Source organism: Paenibacillus polymyxa M1 (genome assembly GCF_000237325.1).
GTDB lineage: Bacteria > Bacillota > Bacilli > Paenibacillales > Paenibacillaceae > Paenibacillus > Paenibacillus polymyxa_C.
The window spans coordinates 107,175-131,617 of sequence record NC_017543.1 but is presented as its reverse complement, the minus strand read 5'-3'; the positions used below and the strand labels follow the sequence as shown (position 1 = coordinate 131,617).

Annotated in this window: 18 protein-coding genes; 16 read left to right on the top strand and 2 right to left on the bottom strand. The window is 36.4% G+C overall.

Annotation, left to right across the window (positions count from 1 at the left end; genetic code table 11):
* Nucleotides 1–135: 135 nt before the first annotated feature.
* Entirely contained in the window at nucleotides 136–1,026 is an 891-nt protein-coding gene (locus PPM_RS26840) for an alpha/beta hydrolase family protein (protein WP_025675187.1), read from the bottom strand.
* A gap of 32 nt (nucleotides 1,027–1,058) precedes the next feature.
* Nucleotides 1,059–1,934: a GyrI-like domain-containing protein gene (locus tag PPM_RS26835; protein WP_014600127.1), complete on the bottom strand. Its 876-nt coding sequence runs from the start codon at nucleotides 1,932–1,934 to the stop codon at nucleotides 1,059–1,061.
* A gap of 771 nt (nucleotides 1,935–2,705) precedes the next feature.
* Here PPM_RS26835 and PPM_RS28105 point away from each other — a divergent pair.
* The 16 genes from PPM_RS28105 to PPM_RS26740 all read left to right on the top strand — a co-directional run bounded on the left by PPM_RS28105 (nucleotide 2,706) and on the right by PPM_RS26740 (nucleotide 24,332).
* Entirely contained in the window at nucleotides 2,706–3,296 is a 591-nt protein-coding gene (locus PPM_RS28105) for a hypothetical protein (RefSeq protein WP_014600126.1), read from the top strand.
* Nucleotides 3,297–3,514: 218 nt separating this feature from the next.
* Nucleotides 3,515–5,167 carry an LPD1 domain-containing protein gene (locus PPM_RS28100; RefSeq protein ID WP_014600125.1) on the top strand — a complete coding sequence of 551 codons (1,653 nt, stop codon included), beginning with the start codon at nucleotides 3,515–3,517 and terminating at the stop codon, nucleotides 5,165–5,167.
* A gap of 168 nt (nucleotides 5,168–5,335) precedes the next feature.
* The gene (locus PPM_RS26820; protein WP_014600124.1) at nucleotides 5,336–5,689 is read left to right on the top strand and encodes a hypothetical protein; all 354 of its coding nucleotides are present in this window, start codon (nucleotides 5,336–5,338) and stop codon (nucleotides 5,687–5,689) included.
* 629 nt (nucleotides 5,690–6,318) lie between these two features.
* Nucleotides 6,319–6,498 carry a hypothetical protein gene (locus PPM_RS26810; protein WP_014600122.1) on the top strand — a complete coding sequence of 60 codons (180 nt, stop codon included), beginning with the start codon at nucleotides 6,319–6,321 and terminating at the stop codon, nucleotides 6,496–6,498.
* A gap of 105 nt (nucleotides 6,499–6,603) precedes the next feature.
* The gene (locus tag PPM_RS26805; protein ID WP_014600121.1) at nucleotides 6,604–7,362 is read left to right on the top strand and encodes a helix-turn-helix transcriptional regulator; all 759 of its coding nucleotides are present in this window, start codon (nucleotides 6,604–6,606) and stop codon (nucleotides 7,360–7,362) included.
* A gap of 358 nt (nucleotides 7,363–7,720) precedes the next feature.
* Nucleotides 7,721–8,296 (top strand): hypothetical protein, encoded by a 576-nt coding sequence (locus PPM_RS26800; protein WP_014600120.1) that lies wholly within the window; start codon nucleotides 7,721–7,723, stop codon nucleotides 8,294–8,296.
* Nucleotide 8,297: 1 nt separating this feature from the next.
* Nucleotides 8,298–8,633: a hypothetical protein gene (locus PPM_RS26795; protein WP_025675185.1), complete on the top strand. Its 336-nt coding sequence runs from the start codon at nucleotides 8,298–8,300 to the stop codon at nucleotides 8,631–8,633.
* A gap of 183 nt (nucleotides 8,634–8,816) precedes the next feature.
* Entirely contained in the window at nucleotides 8,817–12,887 is a 4,071-nt protein-coding gene (locus tag PPM_RS28095; protein ID WP_014600118.1) for a DNA topoisomerase 3, read from the top strand.
* 151 nt (nucleotides 12,888–13,038) lie between these two features.
* Entirely contained in the window at nucleotides 13,039–13,380 is a 342-nt protein-coding gene (locus PPM_RS26780) for a hypothetical protein (protein ID WP_014600117.1), read from the top strand.
* 270 nt (nucleotides 13,381–13,650) lie between these two features.
* A complete protein-coding gene (locus PPM_RS26775; RefSeq protein WP_014600116.1) occupies nucleotides 13,651–14,292 on the top strand; it encodes a hypothetical protein in 642 nt (213 codons plus the stop codon).
* Nucleotides 14,293–14,952: 660 nt separating this feature from the next.
* On the top strand, nucleotides 14,953–16,320 hold the full coding sequence (locus PPM_RS26770; protein ID WP_014600115.1) for a helix-turn-helix domain-containing protein: 1,368 nt from the start codon (nucleotides 14,953–14,955) through the stop codon (nucleotides 16,318–16,320).
* Between the two features lie 471 nt (nucleotides 16,321–16,791).
* Nucleotides 16,792–17,871, top strand: coding sequence for a hypothetical protein (locus PPM_RS26765; protein WP_014600114.1), 1,080 nt, complete (start codon nucleotides 16,792–16,794; stop codon nucleotides 17,869–17,871).
* A 731-nt stretch (nucleotides 17,872–18,602) separates the two neighbouring features.
* The gene (locus PPM_RS26755; protein WP_014600113.1) at nucleotides 18,603–19,547 is read left to right on the top strand and encodes an ATP-binding protein; all 945 of its coding nucleotides are present in this window, start codon (nucleotides 18,603–18,605) and stop codon (nucleotides 19,545–19,547) included.
* A gap of 320 nt (nucleotides 19,548–19,867) precedes the next feature.
* A complete protein-coding gene (locus PPM_RS26750) occupies nucleotides 19,868–20,971 on the top strand; it encodes a hypothetical protein (protein WP_014600112.1) in 1,104 nt (367 codons plus the stop codon).
* Nucleotides 20,972–21,317: 346 nt separating this feature from the next.
* Nucleotides 21,318–22,715, top strand: coding sequence for a helix-turn-helix domain-containing protein (locus tag PPM_RS26745; RefSeq protein WP_014600111.1), 1,398 nt, complete (start codon nucleotides 21,318–21,320; stop codon nucleotides 22,713–22,715).
* A gap of 585 nt (nucleotides 22,716–23,300) precedes the next feature.
* The gene (locus tag PPM_RS26740) at nucleotides 23,301–24,332 is read left to right on the top strand and encodes a ComEC/Rec2 family competence protein (protein WP_014600110.1); all 1,032 of its coding nucleotides are present in this window, start codon (nucleotides 23,301–23,303) and stop codon (nucleotides 24,330–24,332) included.
* The last annotated feature ends 111 nt before the right edge of the window (nucleotides 24,333–24,443 follow it).

Genomic DNA, 24,443 nt, shown 5'->3' with positions numbered 1-24,443 from the left:
CGTGAAAATAAAGTCTTAGACTGCCGCTGCTGTTGCAGCCTGATATTGAACTAACATTCCCCAGTTAGCGTAACGATTAGTTAATCGAACACTCAGTTAACATTTGATTTCGACGGAAAGTGATTGTTCCTAATGTTAAGTCAACAGAAACTCTACTACTTCAGCCTTCAGCGTTTCGTGAAATTGCACGCGATCAAAGCCGGGCGGGTCTTGCGAGGGGGGAAAGTCTGGTGAAATCATCTCAGCTGGGAAATGAGTCAGGAAGGAATAATGTCCGGCATTCTCCACCGTCCGATAGCGAATCATTTGCGGTTCAGCAACACTATTCATGATGATCTGCGCGTGAAAAGGAAGTGCGTAAGGGTCTCGCTCGGCATCCAACATGAGAATGGGGAGCCGAACGTTGTTTAATGCTCCCTCATTACGGAACCAAACGGACGCCGGGGCTAGCAAAATCAGGGACCGGATGCGTGAATCATGAGGGACATCGATCTGCTGCGGCTTCCCATCCGGGCTCTCAGTAGGGAAGGAGGTCGGGATACCACCAGCTGCTGCAAGCGCGGTGTAGCCCCCCATGGAATGCCCGATGACCGAATGGCCTCCCTGCTGTAGAAGTCCCTTAAACCTCTCATCTTCAAAAAACCAGTCGGCTGCCATGCGAAGGTGCCGGGGGCGATAGGTGAGGTTTTGGACAGTACCTTCCAAACTATTATCATTGCGGTTATTAAATGGATGTTCGAGAAGGCCAACGATAAAGCCGCATCGCGCCAAATGCCGAGCGAGCGACCGGTACACAAGCGGTGAACCGCCTGTACCGTGCGAAATGAGGACTAGTCTAAATTTTCCCTCCAGCGGCGCAGCGTCTCTGGCCACCTCCAACGAGTACGGCCCTAACCTATCAGTCTGTTCCGGTGCATCTGTCGGATACATCACGATCATGGGAACGGTCACCTTCAATGCGTTGTCGGTAATTTGTACCTCACAGCAACCTGCATATCCTTCAACTATGTCTTCTATTTTGTTCATCTTAATTTCATCTCTCCTTGAGCTACATGCTCCTATAATGGCGAGCCAACGGGAATATATATGTCTAATACCGAATCCTCGTTCATCGGTCCTAGATATCGATGGTCGTAACGCACAAACTCCGGGTAATTCGTACGAGCTCTGCCTGACTGGGGTAACCAGGTTTCATAAATGTACTGCAACGTATCGTTGAGTCTCGATAATGTCCCCATATGAGTAAAAACCGCATAAGTTACAGCTGGGAGCAGCTTAGCGACCATTCCCAAGGGAACTACACTCTCCTCGCTAGCCACCTCGACACAAGCGATATACGTGACTTCCCATTGCCTACCTGTAAGTTCAATGACCGCATAAAATATGTCTTCCGTATCCGGCTTTCGCTCAATTTCAAACAAACGCTGCCTAAAGCTCCGCCATAGCTTTCCGACTTCGTCCGAATTGACACCCGGTATCGACATGCCGACCAGATGCAGCTTATTCAGGCAGACAATAGCTGGCACGAGGGAGACGCTCTTATTCAAATGCTGTAGCCCCACTTCATCCAAAGGAAGCTTCTCCATTGCCCGGAACAGCGTGTCCTTCATGTCCCTTTGCTTTCGAAATTGTCCAGGCGAGATGGAGAACATTTTCCCAAAGGCTCGGGCGAAGGATTCCTGAGACTCGAACCGGTACAGGATGGCAATACCTATGATCCTTTGGTTGGTATAAAATAAATCGTATGCTGCTTGTGTCAATCTCCGCTTGCGTATGTACTCCGAGACGGAGTTTCTCGTAACCGATAGGAAGATCCGGTGAAAATGGTACGGCGAATAGCCCGCAGCCTCCAGAACCTTGGTGCTTAATCTCTCATCGGTCAGATGATCCTCAATATAGGTAATGGCCTTGATTACCAAATCCTTATAATTCACTTTAATGCCTCCATATCGATATACTCACTTTACGACAGATGGAACGCTCTGTTTTGATATTTTTTGCGGAATTTCACTTTACTCAACAGCTAACATTACTTTCCAAGCGCAGATAGTTTCCTGATCAGCCACACTCTTCGGTTCGCCAAAAGAGCGATCTCTGGAAATTGCTCAGTCTCGCTGGTTTTAAACAAATCTGCCCGTCCCTCGGTTAATGATGAATCGTTAGTCTAAGACTTTATTTTCTCAGTCTACAACTTTATTTTCCAGTCTAAGGCTTTATTTTCTTTCTACAGCAACCACGTGTAAAAAAATATCATGAGGTACATTGCTCCAGATTCTGCGCCATTGATTGGAAAAACACGGTCCTTACCTTTCTCTATGAAAACCAATGAGCTGTCTGGGGATGTGCTTTTCGCTTGTACAAAATGAGTCATAATTATAAAGAACGTGCAACAGAAGTATGATTTTATTGAAGTAATATCCTCTAAGAACAAGGAGAAGACATCGTAAGAGATACTTCAGTCTGTAGAAATCTGAAATTAAGTATAAGCGGGGCTTGTTGTTATTCTTTGAAAGGTTGTAGAAAAGTTTCAAAATTAGTAGGTTAGGTAACGACTGAAGAAAACTAAGGGCTTACTTCATTGAAAGAGGGTATTTACACTTAAGAGTCCACTGTAGGCGAGTAATACGCGTGGTATATAGATAAATTGAGTTGGCAAGAATGATATTATCAAAAAATGAAAAGGGCATCGAAAGGAGACAGAGAAAGTGAGTGATAACGGAAGTAGGAAACGAGAGCCTGTATGGAGTGATATTGAAGACATGATTCTTAGTGATATAATTTTGCAACATATAAGTACGGGTTCAACACAATTAAAGGGTTTTACTGAGGCATCTAATCGCTTAGATGGTCGTACTAGCGGAGCATGTAGCTTTAGATGGAATAATTTTCTCCGAAAAAAGTTGAAAAAGGAAATCATTGAAGCCCGTAAAAAGAAGAATTATTATAAATCTGGAAATGAAAATGGGACTCTGCAGTATACTGAATCAAGCATTCAAAGTACAAGTGAATTATCGACAGTATATCAATTGGAACATTTGTTATCTCCGGACAAAGTGAAAACAGTGATTGAGTATATACAGGAATTAAATACGATTCATTCCCTCTTTCGAGATCTACATGCAATGTTGGAAGAGAAGGATAGAGAGGTCAAATCCCTCAAGGAAATAAATCAAGATTTACTTTTGCGAAACAAAATCTTAGAAGAGGATTGGCAAGAATTTTCTAGTTTAGCTGAACGATTTAAACATAGGGGGAGTACACAATTCACAACCACAACAGAAAATGTTATTATGTAAGCATTACCTGACTAAATTCTTACTCTAAGCCATGCGGCACTGGAGATTTCATTCAAAACACACTTGTAAAGTGAACTTTCAGATCATTATGATCGGAATACCTTAACGGTATAGTTCATTTTTCGGTGTGTTTTTTTGTTATCCCTTTTTTCGCATATGGTTCTAGATACGAAATTTTGGTCTTATACACCATAAAGAAAAATATAGGGGATGAATTTATGAAACAACGTATTCACACATTAAAAAAAGATGAGATATTAAAACAACAATTTGAATATTATGGCCTATCTCATCTATTGTCTGATGTTAAATTTTCTGTGATGCCTGGACAGAATATCTATGAACAAATGGGTAAGTTTGAATCGGCCGTAAAAAGAAAGGTTAAAGGTATTTTTATGGGCCTAAATGTTCAAAAAAAACTCGAATTTATTGAGGATATATCCTTAGGTCCTTATAATTTAAAAGTTGAGTTATTAACAAAGTTTGAAACGGAAACAGAAAAAACTATTCTAGAATTACTTTACAGAGGTGCAAATTTAATAAATAAGGACAATGTTATTGAGAAGTATCAACCGGCCAAAATAACCATTAGCTATAAGGGGAAATTGGATGTTGCTTATACTTTTCTTAACAGTACGCTTAAGCCCAAATATCATATGAGATATTGGGGTCTAAAGAGCAATTGTAAGAAAATAGGGCACTTTTTGTTTGCAGATTGCATAAAGATTTTAACTAAGACTATTTCGATTAACTCTTTGACCAAGTTTACAGAAAACCAGGGGGATTACATTCGCTTTAAAATAGCTGAATACTATTCTCAACGCTCTATTAAGATGAATTTGACTATTCTTCCTGAAGATAAACGATTAGCTGAGATGGTTACCCGGGAAATTTATAAGAATAAGCTACCATTTATTGATTGTGAATCATCCTTGGTAGATAATTATTACACCTATGAAGATTTTTCTCTTCAGAAAAATGAAGGTACTCCTCATATCTTATGCACAAAGCAAGGGAAGGAAATTATAATACCACGTTTCATTCGGAGCATGTTCATTGCTAGAACTAAGGCGGAACGGCTTTTAGAGGAACACTCCACATACGCTAAGGCATTCCAAGATAAAAAATATGTTAGTGGTAAAGTGTTAAGCGTTATGGAGAAAAATGATTTTTTAACTCATTACGGTAAAGTTGAACTTGATAATGACGTTGATTTAGTACGATTTAACTCATTGGAGCTAGAATTTAACGATTTAAAAAATAAGATTTATATTCCTAAAGCAAGTGATTATAGCTTTAGAATTAGAAAGCTTGGCCAGCATCGTGCAGCTGGGCTTCATTATTCGTCTTTTCGTGCAACAATTATTGATATTGAACATCCGAATGCCTACATTCACGAGCTTGGACACCAGATAGATCATACAATGATAAGAAACAAAATAATGAGTGAAAGTTTAGATTTTCTTGGTATCATTGAAATCTATGAAAAACTTACTGAAGAAAGTGTTAAACACTTACCCAATGAAGATCCTTTTAAACAAACTTGGAATGGTACTTCAAAATACAATCGAAGTTATTATTTCCAACCAACAGAAGTCTTTGCTCGAGCGTATGAACTATATATCTTCAAGTGTCTGCAAATAGAATCATCATTCCTCAAAGAGAATTATGACTCCCCAGTATATCCTTCAGAGAAAACTTTTCTTAACTTAATACAATCCTACTTTAATAATTTATTTTTTAAATTTGTGTCGGGTAATAAAGTGGAAACATCTCATAATAATGCAACCGAAGAGATTGAAATAAACATTTTAAAGGAAAAGAGTATGAATATAGAAATAATGAACAAATTTACTTGTTTTAATCAGTAGCATTTTTCTTTTAAGGCATCAACATATTGATGTAGAAGTTTGAATAGTAGTAATATAAATGGATAAAAGTCATGATATTTAATTAGAAAGAGAGCGAAAATGGAAAAATACGATAAATTGAGAACTGTGCTAGATCAATTGGACCATTGCCACCTAGAATGTGATGGGATGACACGAGTCATAAGCTTCCTACTCAGTCTAGCCTTGATACCTCATTCTGTCATGGTCGGAGATTTAACAGATATTCGGACGAAGGGTACAATTCAGCCACATTTATGGATCAATTTGCCGGAAGGTATGATAATTGATTATCGTGCTAGAATGTGGCTTGGTGACGGAGAAGATATCCCAAATGGTATTTTCGATTCAACGCAATGGGGGCAGGTTCGATACAAGGGTCGTGAATGTGTTCCATTCCCAGTGAATGATGCTATCGGACATATTCTAGCCTCCACTAATGGCATCGACATTAATAAGATCGTTTCCGAGTTGTCTGAGATAAATAGTGAATTCAAGTTATAATTCGAAATTACAATGAACTTACGTATTAAGAATTCTGAAAATCCAATGACTAAAACTTAGAAGAGAAACAAGTCGACTTGTTTCTCTTCTATTTTTTATAAGAAATTGAACTTGATTATTTCCGTATATACAAGTTTTCAAACACCTCATTCTACGGACATATAAAGTACATAATGTGATGTATCTAGCTACTAAGCAATCATTCTTCATTTACCTATATTTAAAAACTCTGTTAGGTTATAAGCCTCTATGTCCTTAAAGATTAGTCTATGCTAAAATTAAAAGATTATATAACTTCTTAAATATTTAAAATATTATGTACATTAAGTTTAAAAAAAGAGTAGGGCAAAGATTGGGGGAGTAGATGAAATTATTTATTTTCATCGGAGGGGATTTCATTGAAAGCGAAAGTGTTTGTAAACGAAGGTATGGTGACAAGGAGCATGACAATGAAGAAATACCCACACTGCGAAGAGGAATTGTTCTCGGCTGTAGTCCAATGCAACTAAGCAAAGAAACCTATATTACAGTTGAGAGGTTGAGATCCACTATTCTGAAATGTGTGAGTATGTTATTGCCGCTGAATGGACTTAGATTATAAATGATATACTTAAAAAGGAGAGGATGAAATGTTTTACTATAAGGGGGCTCTTCCAAGAGTAGACAACTTCATTTATTTTAAAAGTGAAGTTAAATTGAACCAGCATGATGTAGTGGTATTGGATGATAGAAAGTATTTTATTGATAGTATAGAAGAAGGATTACTTATTCTTCAAAGAGTTGGCTCAATTGTCTCAGTGAGTGTGTAAAAAAAGTAATACTTAAAAAAGATCCTTGTTAAAAAATTCTTGATTTGTGAACTCATAAACAGTGTCAGAAGAAAAAAGAATTTAAGTAAAGTAGGAGGAGTTGTCTTGGAAAAAACCTTGACTCCCTTGATACCCACTAAAATCGGCCTTAGTGCGAAAGACGTTATTTATTTAATTGTTTTTCGTGAACTTCAAAATGGTCCAAAATATATAAAAGAATTATTTGACTCAGTTATAAATGAATCAGTCAATTTGAAATCTAAGTCTTATATCTATCAAGCTGTCCAAGATATGGATTTAAGAGGATGGATATCTTGTATCGAGACTAGAGGGAAGAGACGTATCATGACTATTACTACTTCTGGAATAAAAAAACATGAGCAATTCATAAATACATACTTGAATTTATTGCAACGTCTGAAGGGAGCTGCAGATTACTTCGCATATATTATTACTGGTTCCGGAAGTAGAGAACAGCCTATTTGGGATGAAGGTGTATTGAAACATTTCAACCGTCTCATCAGTGTACGACATCTGGCCCGCTATCTGTTTCTACTGATTTTGAATGATCTTGAACATAAGTTAGGGACAGTAGTGAACATTTATGAATTAATGGAAAAGCGATATAACTGGCAATGTGGAGAAGGGTACATATATGATCTTGCTCATGAAATGGAAGATATCAGTAATGGATGGGTTGAGGGTAAATGGAATTCCATACGAAGACATCATTATATTTATCGTCTTACAGATATCGGAGTACTTATGATCTCTAAAGAAGGTGAGGCTGCTCTTAATTATATACGAAACCTCCAGCAATACACACGTAGTTTGCTCCGTCTGTTTCCAACAAAAGATAAATAGTTGCCTCAGAATATAATGGTTTTGTTTCTCGAAAAAAACCTTTTCGTTTATTATATAAAAAGTATCAATATTCTATGATGAACCCTCGTATGATGTAGTACATCCAAGAAACATTGGATAAAAAGGACGTACAGATTAGATTACCTCTTCGACAAGAAGTCGACTCCAAACCTAATTGTATATATATTGCTTTTTTCTTTGAACCTTGTGGAGGATGATGGTAGATTCCATTCATCCTTTTTAGTGAGCGTGAAAATTATCTAATCGAATAAGTAGCATAGCCAAACTAAAAAGGCAAGAAATCTATATCTAACGAGTTTTATCATTCTTTTAACTCTCAAATAGAAAGGTGTTTTTTATGAATAGAGAAGAATTCATTGAACAAATTATGATGTCTTGTACAAAGACAAAAAAAGATTTCGTTGAATTAGTTGACTCAGAGAAAACGAAGATATCAATAAGCGTAAAGAGAGAAGAGCTTGAGCTTGGACAGATCCAAAAACATCTAAATATTATTGAGCGAGCGGAAAAGAAAAAAACAAAAGCACGTAGTTCCATCACGCTTATGTTCGAGGGCTACAATAATCGTGGTCTTTTACAGCATGGTGAAATACGTCAATATCTACGCAGGCTCTTTAAAATAAAGCCACACATGTTTTATTTCCTTAGCAAAGAAAGCAATATTCAAGCTATACTACTATCTCTGTTAGAAGTAGATACCGGAACATATGGAAAATTGTTTGCTGATAGACTTAAGGGCCACGCTGAATTTACTTTCTATGGAGCTGATCTAAATTCGCTTATACGTAAACATGTTACCCCAGCAGTACGGTATGCAAATAAAATGAAAGAACCTCCTTGTGCTCAAAAAGATTTAATTATCTTCCTTTTAGACTCTATGGACTATGAGAGGCTTAACGAAGAGAGTATATGAGATGTGGAGTGAAGAAGGTGAAATATACATGACTCAATCAATTAAATACCCCATTAGCTTGTTTGGGGTTGTCTTCTACTGGGAGAATAACTGCTATTATGAACTGTTTGAAAATAGAGACCCCGAGGAAATGACTCGTGAAGTATTTGAATTGCGCTCATATGAATACAACCAAAATGGAACTTATATCATGATTATAGATAGTAAACAAGTTGATTTGTTACTTCTAATCTGGAGTCAAGCTCCAAATAAAATTGATAAAGAACGACTGCAATTTTACTTTGATTTCGGCATCATCTCAGAAGATGAGTATACGTTTTTTAATCTTCTGAAATAACATAATTTTAGTGGATGTATATCTGTCCTTTATTTAGATAACTCAAATGGTACACGGTATCAGATTTTTGCTATAATAGTATTAAATATCATAAAACATACAAAAGAGAAGCACTCTTTCCCACTTTAATGGGATAGTTGTGCTTTTTTTTGCATTTGTTTTTTATCAAAAGGAGGTATAAACATGAAAGTCGTCCTTGCGGAGAAAAAAATTCAAGCTGAAGAATTGGCGAAACCTTTTCCTCATAAAAAAGCTCACGGATACATTGAACTACTACCAAGTGAAACCTTTCCTAAAGGAGGATTTCTTGTTTGGGCTTCTGGACACCTGATTTCTTTAGCTGAGCCCGATGAATATGATCCAAAATATAAAAAATGGGACATTCAAGATCTACCCATAGTCCCTTCGACATTTAAATATAAAATCGACCGTGCTAAGTCTGGGCTTTACAGTATTATTAAAAAGTTTGTAAATGATTCAAAGGTGACCGAAGTCATAATAGCTACCGATCCTGGTAGAGAAGGTGAACTTATAGCTAGACTTATTTTAAGGCAAGTAGGGAATAAGAAACCTATAAAACGTTTATGGACTTCCTCTCTTACCAAAAGTGCTGTTGAGCAAGCCTTTCAAAACTTACTCCCTGAGGCTGCAAAGAGGAATCTTTACTACGAGGCATACAGTAGACAGTGCGCAGATTGGCTAGTTGGTATGAATACGTCTCGCTTGTATACATTAATGCTTCAAAAAAAAGGTGCTAAAGAGGATGGTATCTTTTCCACAGGACGTGTACAAACTCCGTTGCTCGAATTAATCGTTGAAAGAGAACTTGGAATTGAAAAATTTGTTTCAAAGCCATTTTGGCAAGTTTTCGCTGAGTTTGAGGTGAACGGAAAGAAATACCGTGGTCAGTGGTATAAAGATTCATTGACGAATTTACCTGTACAGAAACTTTCTTTAGATTTGAAGCATGCTTGTGAGGGTAAACCTGCAGTTATACGTGATGTTAAAGAAGATCAGAAGCAGTTTAAACCACCTTTGCTACATAATCTTTCATCATTGCAAACTTTAGCAAATAAAAAGTATCGTTACTCAACTCAAGAAGTGTTGGATATCGTTCAGGGACTCTACGAGCGTGGGATTGTGAGCTACCCGAGATCTGACTCACAATATATCACAGAAAATGAAGCAGCTATATTTCCGTTAATTCTTAATAAGTTAAAAAATGTACATGAATTTTCTGATCTACTACCTGCCCCCATTAGTACATTGATTGGAAATAGAAGGTACGTAAATCCGGAAAAAGTTTCTGATCACTATGCCATTATTCCAACAGAAAACGTCCCCCAACTTTCTGATTTAGATGATCGTGAGCGACATATCTACGGGTTAATTGCACGTTCATTAATTGCGGCTCATTATGAAAATGCAATTTTTGATTACAAAGAAATTATCACATATGTAGATGCTAAGTTTTCCTTCATTTCTAAAGGGAAAATCATAGTTCAGGAAGGGTGGCGTAAAGTACTTTATCCAGGAGGACAAATAGAAGAAAAGGAGACAATTGATGCAGATGAGCAAAATCTACCTCCTCTTGTGATAGGGGAACAAGGTATAGCTACTGAGGTTATTTCTAAGGAGGGTAAGACGCAACCTCCTAAACGTTACACTGAAGGTGATCTGATTACTTTAATGAAAAATGCCGGAAAGAGTCTTGAAAATCAAGAGTTGGAAAAAATACTTCAAGGCATTGATGGTTTGGGCACTGAAGCTACACGTTCGGGGATGATAGGTAAACTCAAGCAACAAAAGTACATTGAAATAAGAAGGAATTTGGTTTACTCAACTTCAAAAGGTAGAACACTCATCCAAGCGATCGGTAAATCAATTCTTGCAAGTGCAGAAATGACTGGCCAATGGGAGAAAAAGCTTCGTGAAATAGGACAGGGCAAAGTAAATTACAATCAATTTATCGAAGAGGTAAAAGCTTTAACCTTGAACTTGGTTCAAGAGGGATATGTTTCAGTGCAACGAATGTCTTCTTCTGTTGCTTCACCATCAGCATCAATTGCTGAAACCCTTAGTGTATCCAATTCACGAAATTCGATGAGGAGAGAAGGTCCTCAGACAACAACTGATTCAACTAAAGAAGACTTATCTCAGCCTTCGACTGAAATCGCAGGATTACAAAGTAAGGTTTCTGCTTCCGTAATTGGCACACAGCATTTACACCATACTTATGCTCAGGCTCAAAGTACTAATAATGAGTTGATTAATTTAGGGGATGAGTTATACTTTAAAGCCGTCTCAGAGGTTGTACAATCAAGGCAGGTTAGTGTTTCTTTCTTACAGAGACGATTAGCCCTTGGTTATACAGAATGTGCAGGACTCATTGACCGGATGGAACAGGATGGCGTTATCGGTCCTTACTTAGGATACTCACCACGAAAAGTACTTATTGATCTTATAGAGTTACAAAAACGATTTCCGCGTGTATCAGCGGACTCGGTTCAACAGCAAGTGCAGCAAAATTCATCGTATACAGTACGGAGTGAAGAGACAAAATTATCTCCTGAGGTAAATACACAGGCTACAAGTCTAATAGAGGAAGTTTATAATCAACCTATATCTTCATCTGATCATACAACTCCTGAGATGCAGCAGCTAGCTCAAGATGAAAATAAACCTACGGTTTTGAAGAGCAATAAAGAAGGTCTCGGTTACACTGCTTCCCAAACTCGACTTGTTAATTATACAAAAACTAGTGGGGAAGCATCTAAGCAGAACAATCGGTCGCCGATGCAGTCACGCAAAGCTATGAATATGCATGATCTCGGCTATTGTCCAAAGTGTCAGGCAGCTTTAGTCGTAGATAAAGGTAGATTTTATGGTTGCAGCGGATACAAGTATACTGGTTGTGATTTCACGATTAGTAAAGTGATTCTCGGTGTGGAGATAACAAAAGATGATGTTCAGCAATTACTTAATAAAGGTGAAACCCCAGTAAAAAAAGGATTCAAAAGGAAAAATGCTAACGATTACTTTGATGCGGCAATTGTTATGAAAGACAATGCTGGCATCGAATTCAAGTCTCCCGAACCGAGAGTACTTCAATTGCCTACATCATTACTACGGTTTCAAGAACAACATAAATCAGAAGAGAACAATCGTCAGGAGATCGAATGGATTGAAACTGCTACTGCGATGATTAAGATGCCTGCAAAAGTAAAAAAAGTCTCTCATGGCCCTAAAGTTGTTCGTTATGAAATGCTCCCAGAGACGTTAAAGATTAATATTTCGAATTATCGACGTTATAAGGATAATTTCCAGGCAGCTCTTCAGGCCGAAAGAATCACACTATATTCACCCATACCAGGTTCGAATCACGTTGGTATTGAGGTACCTAACAAAAACCCGTATATCGTAAATTTAAGAGGAATGTTAGATAATAGAGATTTTCTCGTGAAACGGAGTGCTCTCCTTTTCCCCATTGGTGTTGATATGGTTGGAAATCCGATTTTTGCTGATTTAGCGAAGATGCCCCATTTACTAATAGCAGGTGAAACCGGCGCGGGTAAATCTGTGTTCCTCAATGCACTTATAATCAGTTTGCTTTATGGTTTGAAGCCTAGCGAATTGAGATTTGTTATGATTGATCCAAAGAAGGTAGAGCTGTCGGTATATTCTAAACTTCCGCATTTGTTCTGTCCGATAATAATTGATCCTCAAAGGGCAATTATGGCACTTAAATCTTTAACCAATGAAATGGATAAACGATATGATCTTTTTGCTGAATTGGGTGTTCGAAATATTCAATCGTATAATGAGCAAATTACACAAAAAAATCCGAAAGCATCAAAACTTCCGTATATTGTGCTTATTATAGATGAGCTTGCAGATCTTATGATGACTGCTGCTGCAGACGTAGAGATACAAATTCAACGTTTATCTCAACTAGCCCGAGCTGCAGGTATTCATATGGTAATAGCTACCCAAAGGCCAACAAAGCAATTTTTATCTCCGAATATAAAAGCTAATTTACCTGTACGTTTAGCGTTTGCTGTAGCAGCTACGAATGATTCTATGGTTATTTTAGACGAGTCTGGTGCAGAAGATTTACTTGGAAAAGGAGACATGATCTTTAAACCTAAAGATGGGCCAAGGCAGCGACTTGTTTCGGCTTATGTATCAGATGAAGAAATAGAAAATGTGGTGAATTACATCTCTCAAACGAATCCTTATCGAGAGGATAAATAAATATTCCTGTAGAAAATTGATAATTGATAATGACTCAAACATAATGAGAAAGAAAGAGAACAATCCGACTCCAAGATTAGGATTTTCTTATCTATTACTTCGGATACATGGTTCAACGTATGTTTCTGAAGATGGAAGGGGAAAAGTTATCATGAATTATACTATTGATCTTTCGAAATTTCCTAAAGTCGCAGAACTGGTCCTTCAATCAGGCATCCAAGATAGACAAAACTATATCATTTGGACAAAACTTTCTAGAACAGAGACGGCTTCAGCACTTGCGGAGTTAAGCTTGTTCTGTAGAGCAAGTGTAAGTAGTAGTATTTCAGCGCGGAAAAGGGTAAAGTTTACACTGAATTACTACAAAAAAACAATAGGTAAAAAGATTCATCCCTTTGCAAACTCTCAAGCTTTGGAAGATTTGGGGCTGTCTCAAAAACGAATGCAGGAGCTAGTTCATCTACAATTAGAACAACTCAGAACTGTAGAATAATCCGCTCAATCTTAGCTTTAAGTATTAATGACTCACTCATCAGCTCAGTTATTTTAAGTGTTTAAGGCAAATAAGATATAAAGACTGCCCCCATAAAAACAGCGACAGACGAGAAAATAAGACTGTCGCTGTTTTTTATTGATTTAGATAATTACCCTTCAGACAACCTTTTGTGCTTACTAAACAATCCATTTGTGTTCCATCGGAAGATTGGCAAACATATACTAAACAATAGGCAAACTGAAAAGGTTGAAGGTGATCAATATAGCGATGTATAAAAAAATTCAAGTTAGTGTGCCAGTTACACCTGTAAGCGAAGCGCTGCCGGAAACTATGTTTTTTTACGTGGATACGCAGTTTACTACGACTCAGGTGATTCGAATAAGACAGATGATCTCTGTTGTCCTTAATAACTGGAACAATCACTTCGAGGAATTAAATAGTGGAGCAGTAAGGTCAAGGTACCAAATCAGTTGTAATAAGTACGCACGATTTAATTTAGCTCCAGTTTGGTTTGAAGAGAAGATAGCAAATGGTTCTGCTGCAGCCAGTGTATCAATGGACGCATTCACAACTGCAGTAGCTGCAAATGGATTTGGCAAAGTTAAAACGTATATCATGTACCTAGAATCTCCGCTGAAAACCTCAACGGTTAAAGGAAAAAATGCATCAAACCCAGAAGTAAACTCCTTGTCAGTAACGATAAATCCAAAAGCATTAGATTTTACAACAGTATCCACAGTATTTTTATCTGGTTCTCTTTGGCATGCATGGCTTCATCGACTAGGGTATCGACATCCTGCTCAAAAATATACCTCATACTTTGCAGGTGAAGCGGCTATGTCTATAATGCGAAATAATCAAGAAAAAGGCAGTACACCAAATAGAATTTACACAAGTTGGCTAGACTGAATCCCTGTACCCTCAATGGAGTAGAGTGATAAAATTCAGGGATATTCTATGTACCAGAAGACAAAGCCAAATCTTAGTTGGGAGGGGGACTATTAGACAACCAGAAAGTGCTTCTTTCTAAATCACATACGCAAAATCTTTCCTTGGTGTGAAACAATGAAGACAAAAAACAATTCATTTAAATCTAGGATATTAGAGTGTTCGTCCATTACTCAGTATTCAGCTACAAGGAAGACCCCTAGGTCAAGCCGCATGCAGCTTTTTAAGTGGATAAGGTGGACCTACGCCAGGACAATTTGTTGTTTTTTGTAACGGCATGCTTTCCCTCTCATGATATTCCTCGCATGTTGACATTTATACGAGAGATGAGAGATGTTCTCTGCCTGCCTTCACCTTCTTATTGCTTATCTTGCAGTAGGGAACACTCCGATAATTACTCCCGGATCATTATTTCAACTCTTCAGATTATATAGGTTAAAAATATATCGGAAAGGTAATTAAAACCAATGAATATTATGATTGTTTAAATATACAAATTAGTTCTTTGTTATAGTTCCGCTATTTTGTTAGCCTCCTTCTTTAATGTGAATTTTTAGTTTATAATTATCTCACAATAGGACGGAAGTCCCTATTTGATTTCTTTATAAGAGGGGAACTCATGTGGAAAAGAAAATGTATAATTTTCAAGATTTTGATCCCGTTAAAGTTGGGATCAATCTAAGAAAGGCACGCCAAAATGCTAAAGTAAGTATAGCCAACTTATCAAAAAACGTTAATATCTCTGTTGGAAAAATATCCTCTATAGAAAAAGGAAAGATACATAAAGACTATTATGATGAGATAAACTCTATAGCAGAATCATTAAATATACCTGTGGCTAATATCTTGAATGATGATGCACTATTAAAACCACCTATTGAAAAGTATACTTCGGATCTCGAATTAGCCCTACAATTTGTAACTGCAGGGCTGTTAAATGAAGCTAAAAAATTAACAGAAAAGATCAAAATCACATTAAGTTCTAGAGAACAAAAATGGGTCCACCCCGCATTATTGTTTACTCAAGCAGAGATTTATTCTTCGAGTGGATTATACAAGGAAGCTAAAGCTATTTACAAAAAAATAATTAATTTATCTGGAAATCACTCACTCCTGAATCATTACAGGGTTCGCTCACTAAATGCATTAGCATGTAGGGCATTTAATCAGAATGAAATTATTGTAGCATTGAAGTTTACAAAACGTGCTGATGTGCGTTTTGATAAAAACTTGTCTGAAGAGCAGCGGTACAATACATATTTAAATATGGCTCTATTGTATAGTTTTGTTGGGTACACAGACATAGCTATTTTTCATGCTCATAACGCTGAAAAAATATCACAAGAAAATCTATATTATCTGACGGAAATCAAATTTACTTTAGGAGTTTTATATTTAATTAAAGAAGATAAAGACCGAGCATATAGCTATATTTCAGAATCCCTGTCCTTCTACCAAAAAATAAAAGACAGCGATTCGATAAATAATATGTACAAATGCTTTTATATACTTTATAAGATAGATCGTTTTAAATACTCTGAGATACGTGATTTTTTCGAAGTTAATTATCTTACTATTGTAGATAAAGAATCATTTCAGATAGAATATCTTCATTTATGGATAGAACAATTAATTGAAGAAAAAAGACTAGATAATATTGAACCACTACTAGATTGGTGTATGGGAATGAAAAACAAGGTATCACCGCATACAAATTATAAGACCTATTGGCTAGCTTCGAATTTCTATAAATTGAGTAAGCAATTAACTAAACAAAATGATGCATTAAGAAGTGCCTTGTATTTTGTTGACGAAAATATGAATAAAGAGAAAGGCTTCATTCTATTCGAACTTGCAACATTAAAAGAAAATGAGTCAATTTCACCTTTTTATGAAGTAGCTTCAATATTTCAAGATGTTATAAAAAAATATGAACATAAATATCAACTTGATAAGTTGTTGTATCTTTTACCAAAACCTCGTTACTGAGATAAGGGTGGACCATATGATTTCTTATATTATATATTACTTTTCGGATCTATCATCAAATTAAACACATATATGAACTAGGTACTTTTATGGAATTCATAGGTGCTTAGTTCAACTAAAGTTAAAAAATACTTAGTTATTAGAAACTGCCATAGCTATTTCTCTTTCATTGGTAGAGACGTCTACTGGCAAATACGTTCATAATATCATGACTATAACTACTGAGATCATTGACTTAACGCATTGCGATCTTTTCCTTAAATTTTTTTTGATATTGCTCTTTTTTAGTTACTAATACACATTGTCTTTTGAAATCTTAACTTCTCCCACTCGGTTACTTGACGTATATCATTCTATATTAAATAATGGGAATATATATTAGTTTAATGAGGAAGCACCTCAAAGAAGCCATAACGGTTTCTTTGAGGTGCTTATTTGTATTTTACCCAAAATGATAAAGGAGAGGCTTTCATGTTCAGACTCTTTGGAAATAAAATATTCAAAAAAGCAAAGGATGTTAGATTTAAGAAGCATGTAAGCACAGAACCCAGTTTATTTACCGACATTGACCGCTTTTTTTCTGAAGCATTTTTATGTAAGGAGACTGGTAAATCTCCCAGTCACTTATTAAGAAGGATTACTGATGACTTGATTAGAATTGCGCGTGGTGAGGAACGTTCTTTAGTGGTTTTGGAGGAGAAGGGTACTTTACTTAGGAATGCTGAGAAACAAATGAATGGACTTGCAATCTCACCAACTCAAGTGGTCATTTTAAGTTCTTGTAATCCACAATTTGAATCAGGCTGGAATCCACTTTTAGAAGAACATGCTCCACATACCGTTTCGAAGGCATTAGCAAGGAGTTTATCAGTTGACGAGAACCTTAAAAGCATTATAGAACGGGATTGTGTATGGATGATAAGATTGGCAAAGGCTTTTTTCCAAGAGAATGTTAATTTCACTCACTTACTTCATCTATATAAAGATTGTCGATACCTAGCTAATGTAGTTATTCAATTACAGGAAATTAAGGACATGGATAAAAATCCTGAGTGGAGCTCCATTATAGATTACTTTAACAATTACATCTTTTCTTACCTTCACCACGAGCACGATGGGGTCATTGTTCCCTCGATTTATCCAATAGGTCATCAGTATGAAAGTCAGCAAATTGTGATTTCCAGACATGAAACGACGAATGTAGAATTAATTAGACTCCTTGAGGAGATTTTAAGTAATAGACAATTGTCTAAGATCCTAAACAGTACTTCTACATTTAGAGTTCCCGATGCAATTAATTCAAGTAAAATTGTTTTCATACATTCATCCAATTTAAAAGGTGGGAAAATGCTAGGGAATCTATTTTTATATGCTTTTGTAATGGAGTTAGTCAAACGGCCTACGGTTGCTCATTCATGTTTTCTAACTGTCGATGATTCGCGAAATTATGACCTGTTACCTATCGAATGGATTCTACAGAAGGGGAAAGAGCTTAAATCCGGAGTTTATTTATCATTTCAAAAGTATACTAAGTCTTTATTTGGAGATTAACCAATTGCCGTAATAACTTTAAGTATAAGGAACCAGGAGAGCTCCAATATGATGGCATTTATGTTTATTTAGAAAAGAAATTTTCCTTAACTCTATCGTATAGTTCATTTGCTTGATCAATAAAGAAAAAGCGAATGATAATTAGTTCTATGAGGAGACCCACTCCAGTGATCAAGATAGCTCGGGGACTTAAAAGAATGATATCCCAAATCAAATAGAAAAACTGAACAATTGTAATAGCTATTATGGTACAACAACCCACCATTTTATGATTCATTCAATCCACTACCTTTCAACATATCATAAGTATACTTGTATAAATAAACAATTGTCCAACGGAACAATAATATAATGTGGCGTCATTGAACGAATCGTTGATCAAGTAGGCAGCTTTGGAAGGTAGGTGGACAGAAAGAAAATACTCTCTCAAAAGGTGCAGATGTTGGCATAATAACATGTTGTTGCTCTCTTAATGGAACACCAATCGAGTTAATACAAAAAGAACCGACGAGTTAATAATAAACTAGGGGAAGGTTAAGTCTTTCTCGAATTATATTTACTTAAGTTACAATTGGTATGTCAAGTCCTTCAGCTTATCTGGGAGTGTCTGTTTTTTACTGGTGTCATATATAGGCGCTTTTTTTAAATAATAAGCTATTAACTTATTGAATATCAATTGAATTAACTAAGAATATGTTTAAACATGAAAATTCAAAAGGGGAATTCGTATAATGGCAAAAAATATTCTCAGTGACGAAGCCAAAATCTTACGCTTGATAAAGTGGGGATTATCAGCAAAGAATGCCAAAGATATACTAGAAAAATTGGATGGGGAGGGAAAGATCCTTATACATGGAAGTATAGGTTCGGGTAAAACAAATTTCCTCAATGAGCTAATCCGTTTAAAAAATAATAATGAATGTTTCGAGTATTATACTAATGGGCATGACTGCGAGTTAACAAATGATAATAAAGACCGACTTAGTAAAAGCGGCCAAGCCGATTTTATTGTCATTGACGAACAGAGAAATAACGTTGAATCATTGATTAGATATCTTAAAAGCAATAATAGTAAGTGTGTCATATTTACCTTTCTTACTTCCAGCATCAAAGACATTATCAGTATGGATAAGAAGATTACTCCATACTCAGACATTATTATTTTTATGGACCGTAATAATATTCATAGTGTAAGAATAAACACAATTCATGATAGATTACTTTTTGATGCTAATAATAAAATGGATATTTTTCAGCGTGATCTCTATCCATACATGTACATTCGAGCTGAATGGTTAAAAGTACTAACTCCAGCACAAAAAGCAGCTGTTCAGCTTGCGAATATGAATTATAGTTTAGAAGATGGAGGGTTAGGTGGCTGGTACCAAGAAGATGGAGAAATTATGGCGATGGATATTCCAGACTTGCTTCAATTGTGTGCCATCGGGATTGAACAGAATATTCTTGGGTACACATTTTTGTATGGTTGGCTTAATACAGTGTGTAAAGAATATCTACCCTTAATATCATCTGAGCTATCCTTGCCCGAGGATAAAACTAAATTGCCATATGACTCAGAAGGTCTTATCAAACAATATTATTCATGGATTGATCGGAATGATTCTTTTGATAAACTCCTGACCTACTTAGATAAAGGATTTGCTGGGTTAAGTTAACTTAACTTAACTGATTTTATAATTTTGTTTTGACACGAAAGCTTTAACTAGAATTCATATTAAACGCCTCTAAAGATATGACGATAAAACCATGTCACATTTTTAGAGGTTTTTTTGGCTGATAGTGAAATATAAACTTAATAAGAAATTATGGAACCCGAAGGTTCTTATAACAAACAAGTCTATTAACGATTTAAGTAATAGGGGATTAAGTTGACTAGGAAAAAAATCAGTATAAATTTCTATTTTTTTATTATAACCATATAATTGATATAGTGGCTTGTCTACAAGGAGGCTTTATAACTGAAAGGGGAAACATAATGAAACGTTTTGATCAGTCCGCATTAAAAATAAGTGAGTTAATTTCAAAAAGTACATTTTCTAGGTACTTAGAATATATACAAAATGGGTTGAGTGATATTCAACGAATATGGAAAAATGAAAACTGGGATGATATGCTTGAAGATTACATGAATATCCACTGGAAAGAACTTATCGATCTTAACGAAAACCCTTATTGGTCTCCTGATAATATTACCAATGAGGATAAAATTTTGGTTTTCATGAAATTACAAAAGGCAGTATTATCGACAATACACATGAATTATCAAGCCCTACTTGAAGAACATTTAAAGCAATTGCTTCAAGATGGTACAGAAATGTGGACTATCTTTAAAGAAAGTATTAATGAAATTGAAATTATAAAATCATCTGCAGATATTTGGAGATTTCGTAATCAAATCGATAAGTTATTTCTTCACTATATGCAAATGGAAAAAACAAAGCTTGTATGGGAAGGGCCCTCAAACTACTCGGATATATCTATTGTAAGTCCAAAGCTACCGAATAATGAGATTAAATCTTCTACTCGTCTCGTAACTGAAGACTATGGAATTCCCCCAACAGTTTCACCTGAGCTATCCGACGAAGATCAATTTACTTTATCCTATGAGAATGATAAAAAAACTATCTACGTTTTCAAAAGAAATTTAAAAGGGGGGATAGTACCGGATTACCCACCAAGTGGGATATTTATTTCTGAGCGAATTGTCAGAGAAAAAAATATTGAGCATGGTGATAAGCTAAAACTCACTAGCAGGTTTACAAAAAATGAACAGGAATATTATGACTTTGAAATTGTAGAGAAGGTATCACTTGTTCAAACTGAACGTATACAATTTAACTACTGTATATTAGAAAAAAACGAAAGTAGCTGGTATGTTGAACACTATGAACCTTTTAAAGGGGTTGCAAATAATAAGCGGATAAGCATCATCTGGAACGATACACCCCTTAGAATCTATTTAAGTGATGTTGACGTTCAGGCTTTAAATTTGAGTGCTGGTAATTATATTGATGTTTCTTTTTGGAGAAACAACCCTAACTCACCAAAGGTTATTTGGCACCATCGAAATCTTGAATAACGAACTGAGAATGTATTTTTAATCAACTCATTGTGTCAGGATAAAATAAATAAACCATTACTGTTGATACAAAATGGTATAGATAAGAATACCCGTGATGTGCAATTGAATATTGGATGGGTATTAGCTGTTGCTTTATATTAGGAAATAGTAGTGATAAAAAATTAATTATTTTCTCTGTCTCTGCTAATTCAGAGTAGAATCCACCTGTTATCTCATATTTCCCAACACTATATAATGATTACAAAAGATGGTATGATAGATTGAAAATATTTACCTGAAAAAATATAAATAATTATAACGTTGGGTAACACCACCATGTTAACGTAAAGGGGGAAGCTATATCTTGAATAATGCAACCACGATACGCATAGAGTTGGAAAATTTAATGATTAAGAACGGGTATAGTATGGCTCAACTCGCAAGGTCAACACATTTGAACCCTGGTACAGTGAGTGCTATTCTTAGCGGAAACCGTACTCTTTCCATGGATGAACTAGATAGGATCACATCAGTAATGGAACTCCCCAAAGGTCATTTTTATGAGCGATATTTCGAGGAATATTTAGTTGACTTAAAGCCTAACTGGACTAGAATAAGTTCTATTTTGTACCACAGTGTTGAACTTGATAATTTAGATTTATTTGAAAAGGTTGTTACAAGGTTTAAGGATAAAATAAATTATGCTTCTTCTCTATTTGAAATAGCTGAGGATTTATTTGAAAACGGTAAGATGGAGGGGGCGGTTTTTCTTTACCAAGCCGTTGCTGAGAATGAAAAAAATCAATATTCTGAAAGGTTGGCAAAGTGTCAGTATCGGATTTTTTTGATAAAGCAAGGTGATAATCAGCAGCAAAACTATCAGGCTGCCAGCCAATTTGAACCATTTGCAGAACGACTAAATGAATTAGATCAATTGGACGCTCTGAAGGATCTGGCCAATACATATCGCTCTTTAAGACGGTGGTATAAAGTCGAAGAAATTGTGATTAAATTAAAAAATAAGGCACATTACCAATACCATCATAAACGTGATGGGAAATGTATTAACCTTGAATCCTTAAAGTCACCCAAGAGACCGCTATTTTTTTACCTGGCTTATTCCAGCCTTCTTATGGCAGGAGTCTTCGAAGCCCGAGGGGATTATACCAATGCACTACAGTGCACATATGCTTATGCTGATTTAAGTTGGGTAAAGGAAGATGATGAACAGACATTACATTGGAAAAATCTTTTTAGGGAATGGGCTGTGGCCAACACCTATGGTAACAAACTTTTATCAGGGGATTTTGAAATCCTACCAGAGTATCTTGATTATATCCAAAATAATGAAGATGAGATTCTCCCTGCCTTAGTAAATATCATGGAAGCTGCCAACCGTTTTAACCAAAATGTAGATCCTATACTTCATAAGTTTGAAACTGAATTAAATAGATTTATATCGAAAACCGCTGTGGGGATGTATACTGAATATCTTATAGTGGAATATATGATTTATCTTTTTTATGAAATAGCGGATTATTACCTGAATCATAGCATATATTCTAAAGGATATGACTTTTTAGTATCATGTTTGGAAAAATCTGCTTCGACAAATAATAAATCATATATAATAATGTGTGTAGGGTTGTTCGAATCTTTTAGAGACAAGGCTAGTTCTGAAATCATTGCTATCTATCAAAGAATAATTAAAGGAGTGAGTAAAAATGAAAAAGGCAATCGTTTTACTTTGTTTGGCGGTTAGCTTTGCTTTTGTGTTTGTAATTCCTACACTTGCAAAAGAACCTATCTTTAAACCTATGATTCAGCATGGAAATGGCTGAAAAAAGCTAAATTTAATTTTAGGACCAGCTAAATGAGCTGGTCTTTTTTATTCATTATCAATTTTTAGGGGAGGAGTCATTTCACAAGACAAATGACAGCTTGGTTTATTTGCTCTGGCTCCTTTCATTCGTTCCAACTGGATACTGACGATGAATCTATTAGTTAGAACATTTCATCAATTTTATTCAAAAACATACAATCGCTAGGACAAAAGAGAAAATGTATGAACCGAGCTGCTCATCTATTCTAGAAAAATTCCCGTCATTTCAACTGGGATTTTTCTTTGCAAGCATTAATTAGCCATAAGGCTGCAGAGGGAGGCCATATGTACACGTACCCTTTCATCTGGAACAGGGGGCAAATCTTCCATATTATCCTTGTTGTCTCCTAAAGCACTATGCTATAATCGGTGCGGAACATCTGTTTGCGTTTTTCCGCCATTACCCAGACAGTTTTTCTTGTAGTGAAAAACCTCATTAAAACAAAAAGAACAGAGGGATAGGAAATGACTAACACAGCAAAGAATGTTTTGGTACCTGCTGACGACAAGACGTTTCGAATTTGTTTCCTATACGTAGGACAAGGCGATGCCACGCTGCTCTCGATTCCATCAGCTGAAGGAAGGAAATGGATGCTCATAGACTGCAATGTAGACAGAAAAGCGGAAGGGATTGACCTGGTCCCACTGCTGAAAGATTTGCTGGACGATGGGCTCGATGCGTTTGTAAATACGCACCCACACAAAGACCATCTTTGCGGGCTCGACTGCATTTCGGAAGAGATCGATATTCGCGAAGTTTGGCACTCAGGATTTGAGCCGAAGGGCGATCATGTTGGAACCTACGAGAAGCTGACCGACTTGATCGAAAAAGTTGGTGAAGAAAATACGACAGTTCTGCGAGGAACACGATCAGAAGCTGAAATTGGCTATGTGAAATACGATATCCTTTCACCAGCCGAACACGTAAGCGATGACATCATGAGCGGAACGGATGATGAGGTCAACAAGCGAATTCATGAACATTGTGCCGTTATCCGGTTCAAGTACGGGACGAACGAGAAGCAGGTTCTCATCACCGGTGATGCGGACTGGGTTGCCTGGAAAGAACATATTACCGAGTACCATAAGGAACGACTCCCTTCTACAATTCTTAGCGCTGTTCACCATGGATCGAGAACCTTCTTCATGGAAAAAGAAGACGACGAGCCATATCTGACGCACTTGGATAAAATGAACTCTACTTACCTCGTGGTCAGTGCCCCGCGGCAATCAGAAAGTAAGCACGAACACCCACATACTGTCGCAATGAATCTATACAAAAACTATTTTGAGGAAAGTAACATCTTTCATCTTGGTGAAAATCGTGAATGCGTCATCGTTGATATTCAAGAAGACGGAACCTATTCCATTAAAACGGACAAGGAGCTGGCAAAAACGTACGGCTTCAAGGAAGAAAAGTCTACTTCCAACCAGAATGCACCTATCAACCCGTACACGAAGACGCAACTAGATCGGAAGCCGATGGGAGGGCAATAAGAATGTGGTGGAAAGATCACGAAGCATACTTTAAAGACCAACGATCGGAGCTTTCTCAAAATTCGAATTACGATGAAAAAGCATGGGCGCTGAATAAGCGCCTTATTTCGT

Excerpts from the sequence above, each read along its gene's own strand:
- PPM_RS26840 (WP_025675187.1), bottom strand. The coding sequence starts at position 1,026 with ATGAACAAAATAGAAGACATAGTTGAAGGATATGCAGGTTGCTGTGAG.
- PPM_RS28100 (WP_014600125.1), top strand. The coding sequence starts at position 3,515 with ATGAAACAACGTATTCACACATTAAAAAAAGATGAGATATTAAAACAA.
- PPM_RS26820 (WP_014600124.1), top strand. The coding sequence starts at position 5,336 with ATGACACGAGTCATAAGCTTCCTACTCAGTCTAGCCTTGATACCTCAT.
- PPM_RS26810 (WP_014600122.1), top strand. The coding sequence starts at position 6,319 with ATGTTTTACTATAAGGGGGCTCTTCCAAGAGTAGACAACTTCATTTAT.
- PPM_RS26800 (WP_014600120.1), top strand. The coding sequence starts at position 7,721 with ATGAATAGAGAAGAATTCATTGAACAAATTATGATGTCTTGTACAAAG.
- PPM_RS26795 (WP_025675185.1), top strand. The coding sequence starts at position 8,298 with ATGTGGAGTGAAGAAGGTGAAATATACATGACTCAATCAATTAAATAC.
- PPM_RS28095 (WP_014600118.1), top strand. The coding sequence starts at position 8,817 with ATGAAAGTCGTCCTTGCGGAGAAAAAAATTCAAGCTGAAGAATTGGCG.
- PPM_RS26780 (WP_014600117.1), top strand. The coding sequence starts at position 13,039 with ATGAATTATACTATTGATCTTTCGAAATTTCCTAAAGTCGCAGAACTG.
- PPM_RS26775 (WP_014600116.1), top strand. The coding sequence starts at position 13,651 with ATGTATAAAAAAATTCAAGTTAGTGTGCCAGTTACACCTGTAAGCGAA.
- PPM_RS26765 (WP_014600114.1), top strand. The coding sequence starts at position 16,792 with ATGTTCAGACTCTTTGGAAATAAAATATTCAAAAAAGCAAAGGATGTT.
- PPM_RS26755 (WP_014600113.1), top strand. The coding sequence starts at position 18,603 with ATGGCAAAAAATATTCTCAGTGACGAAGCCAAAATCTTACGCTTGATA.
- PPM_RS26750 (WP_014600112.1), top strand. The coding sequence starts at position 19,868 with ATGAAACGTTTTGATCAGTCCGCATTAAAAATAAGTGAGTTAATTTCA.
- PPM_RS26740 (WP_014600110.1), top strand. The coding sequence starts at position 23,301 with ATGACTAACACAGCAAAGAATGTTTTGGTACCTGCTGACGACAAGACG.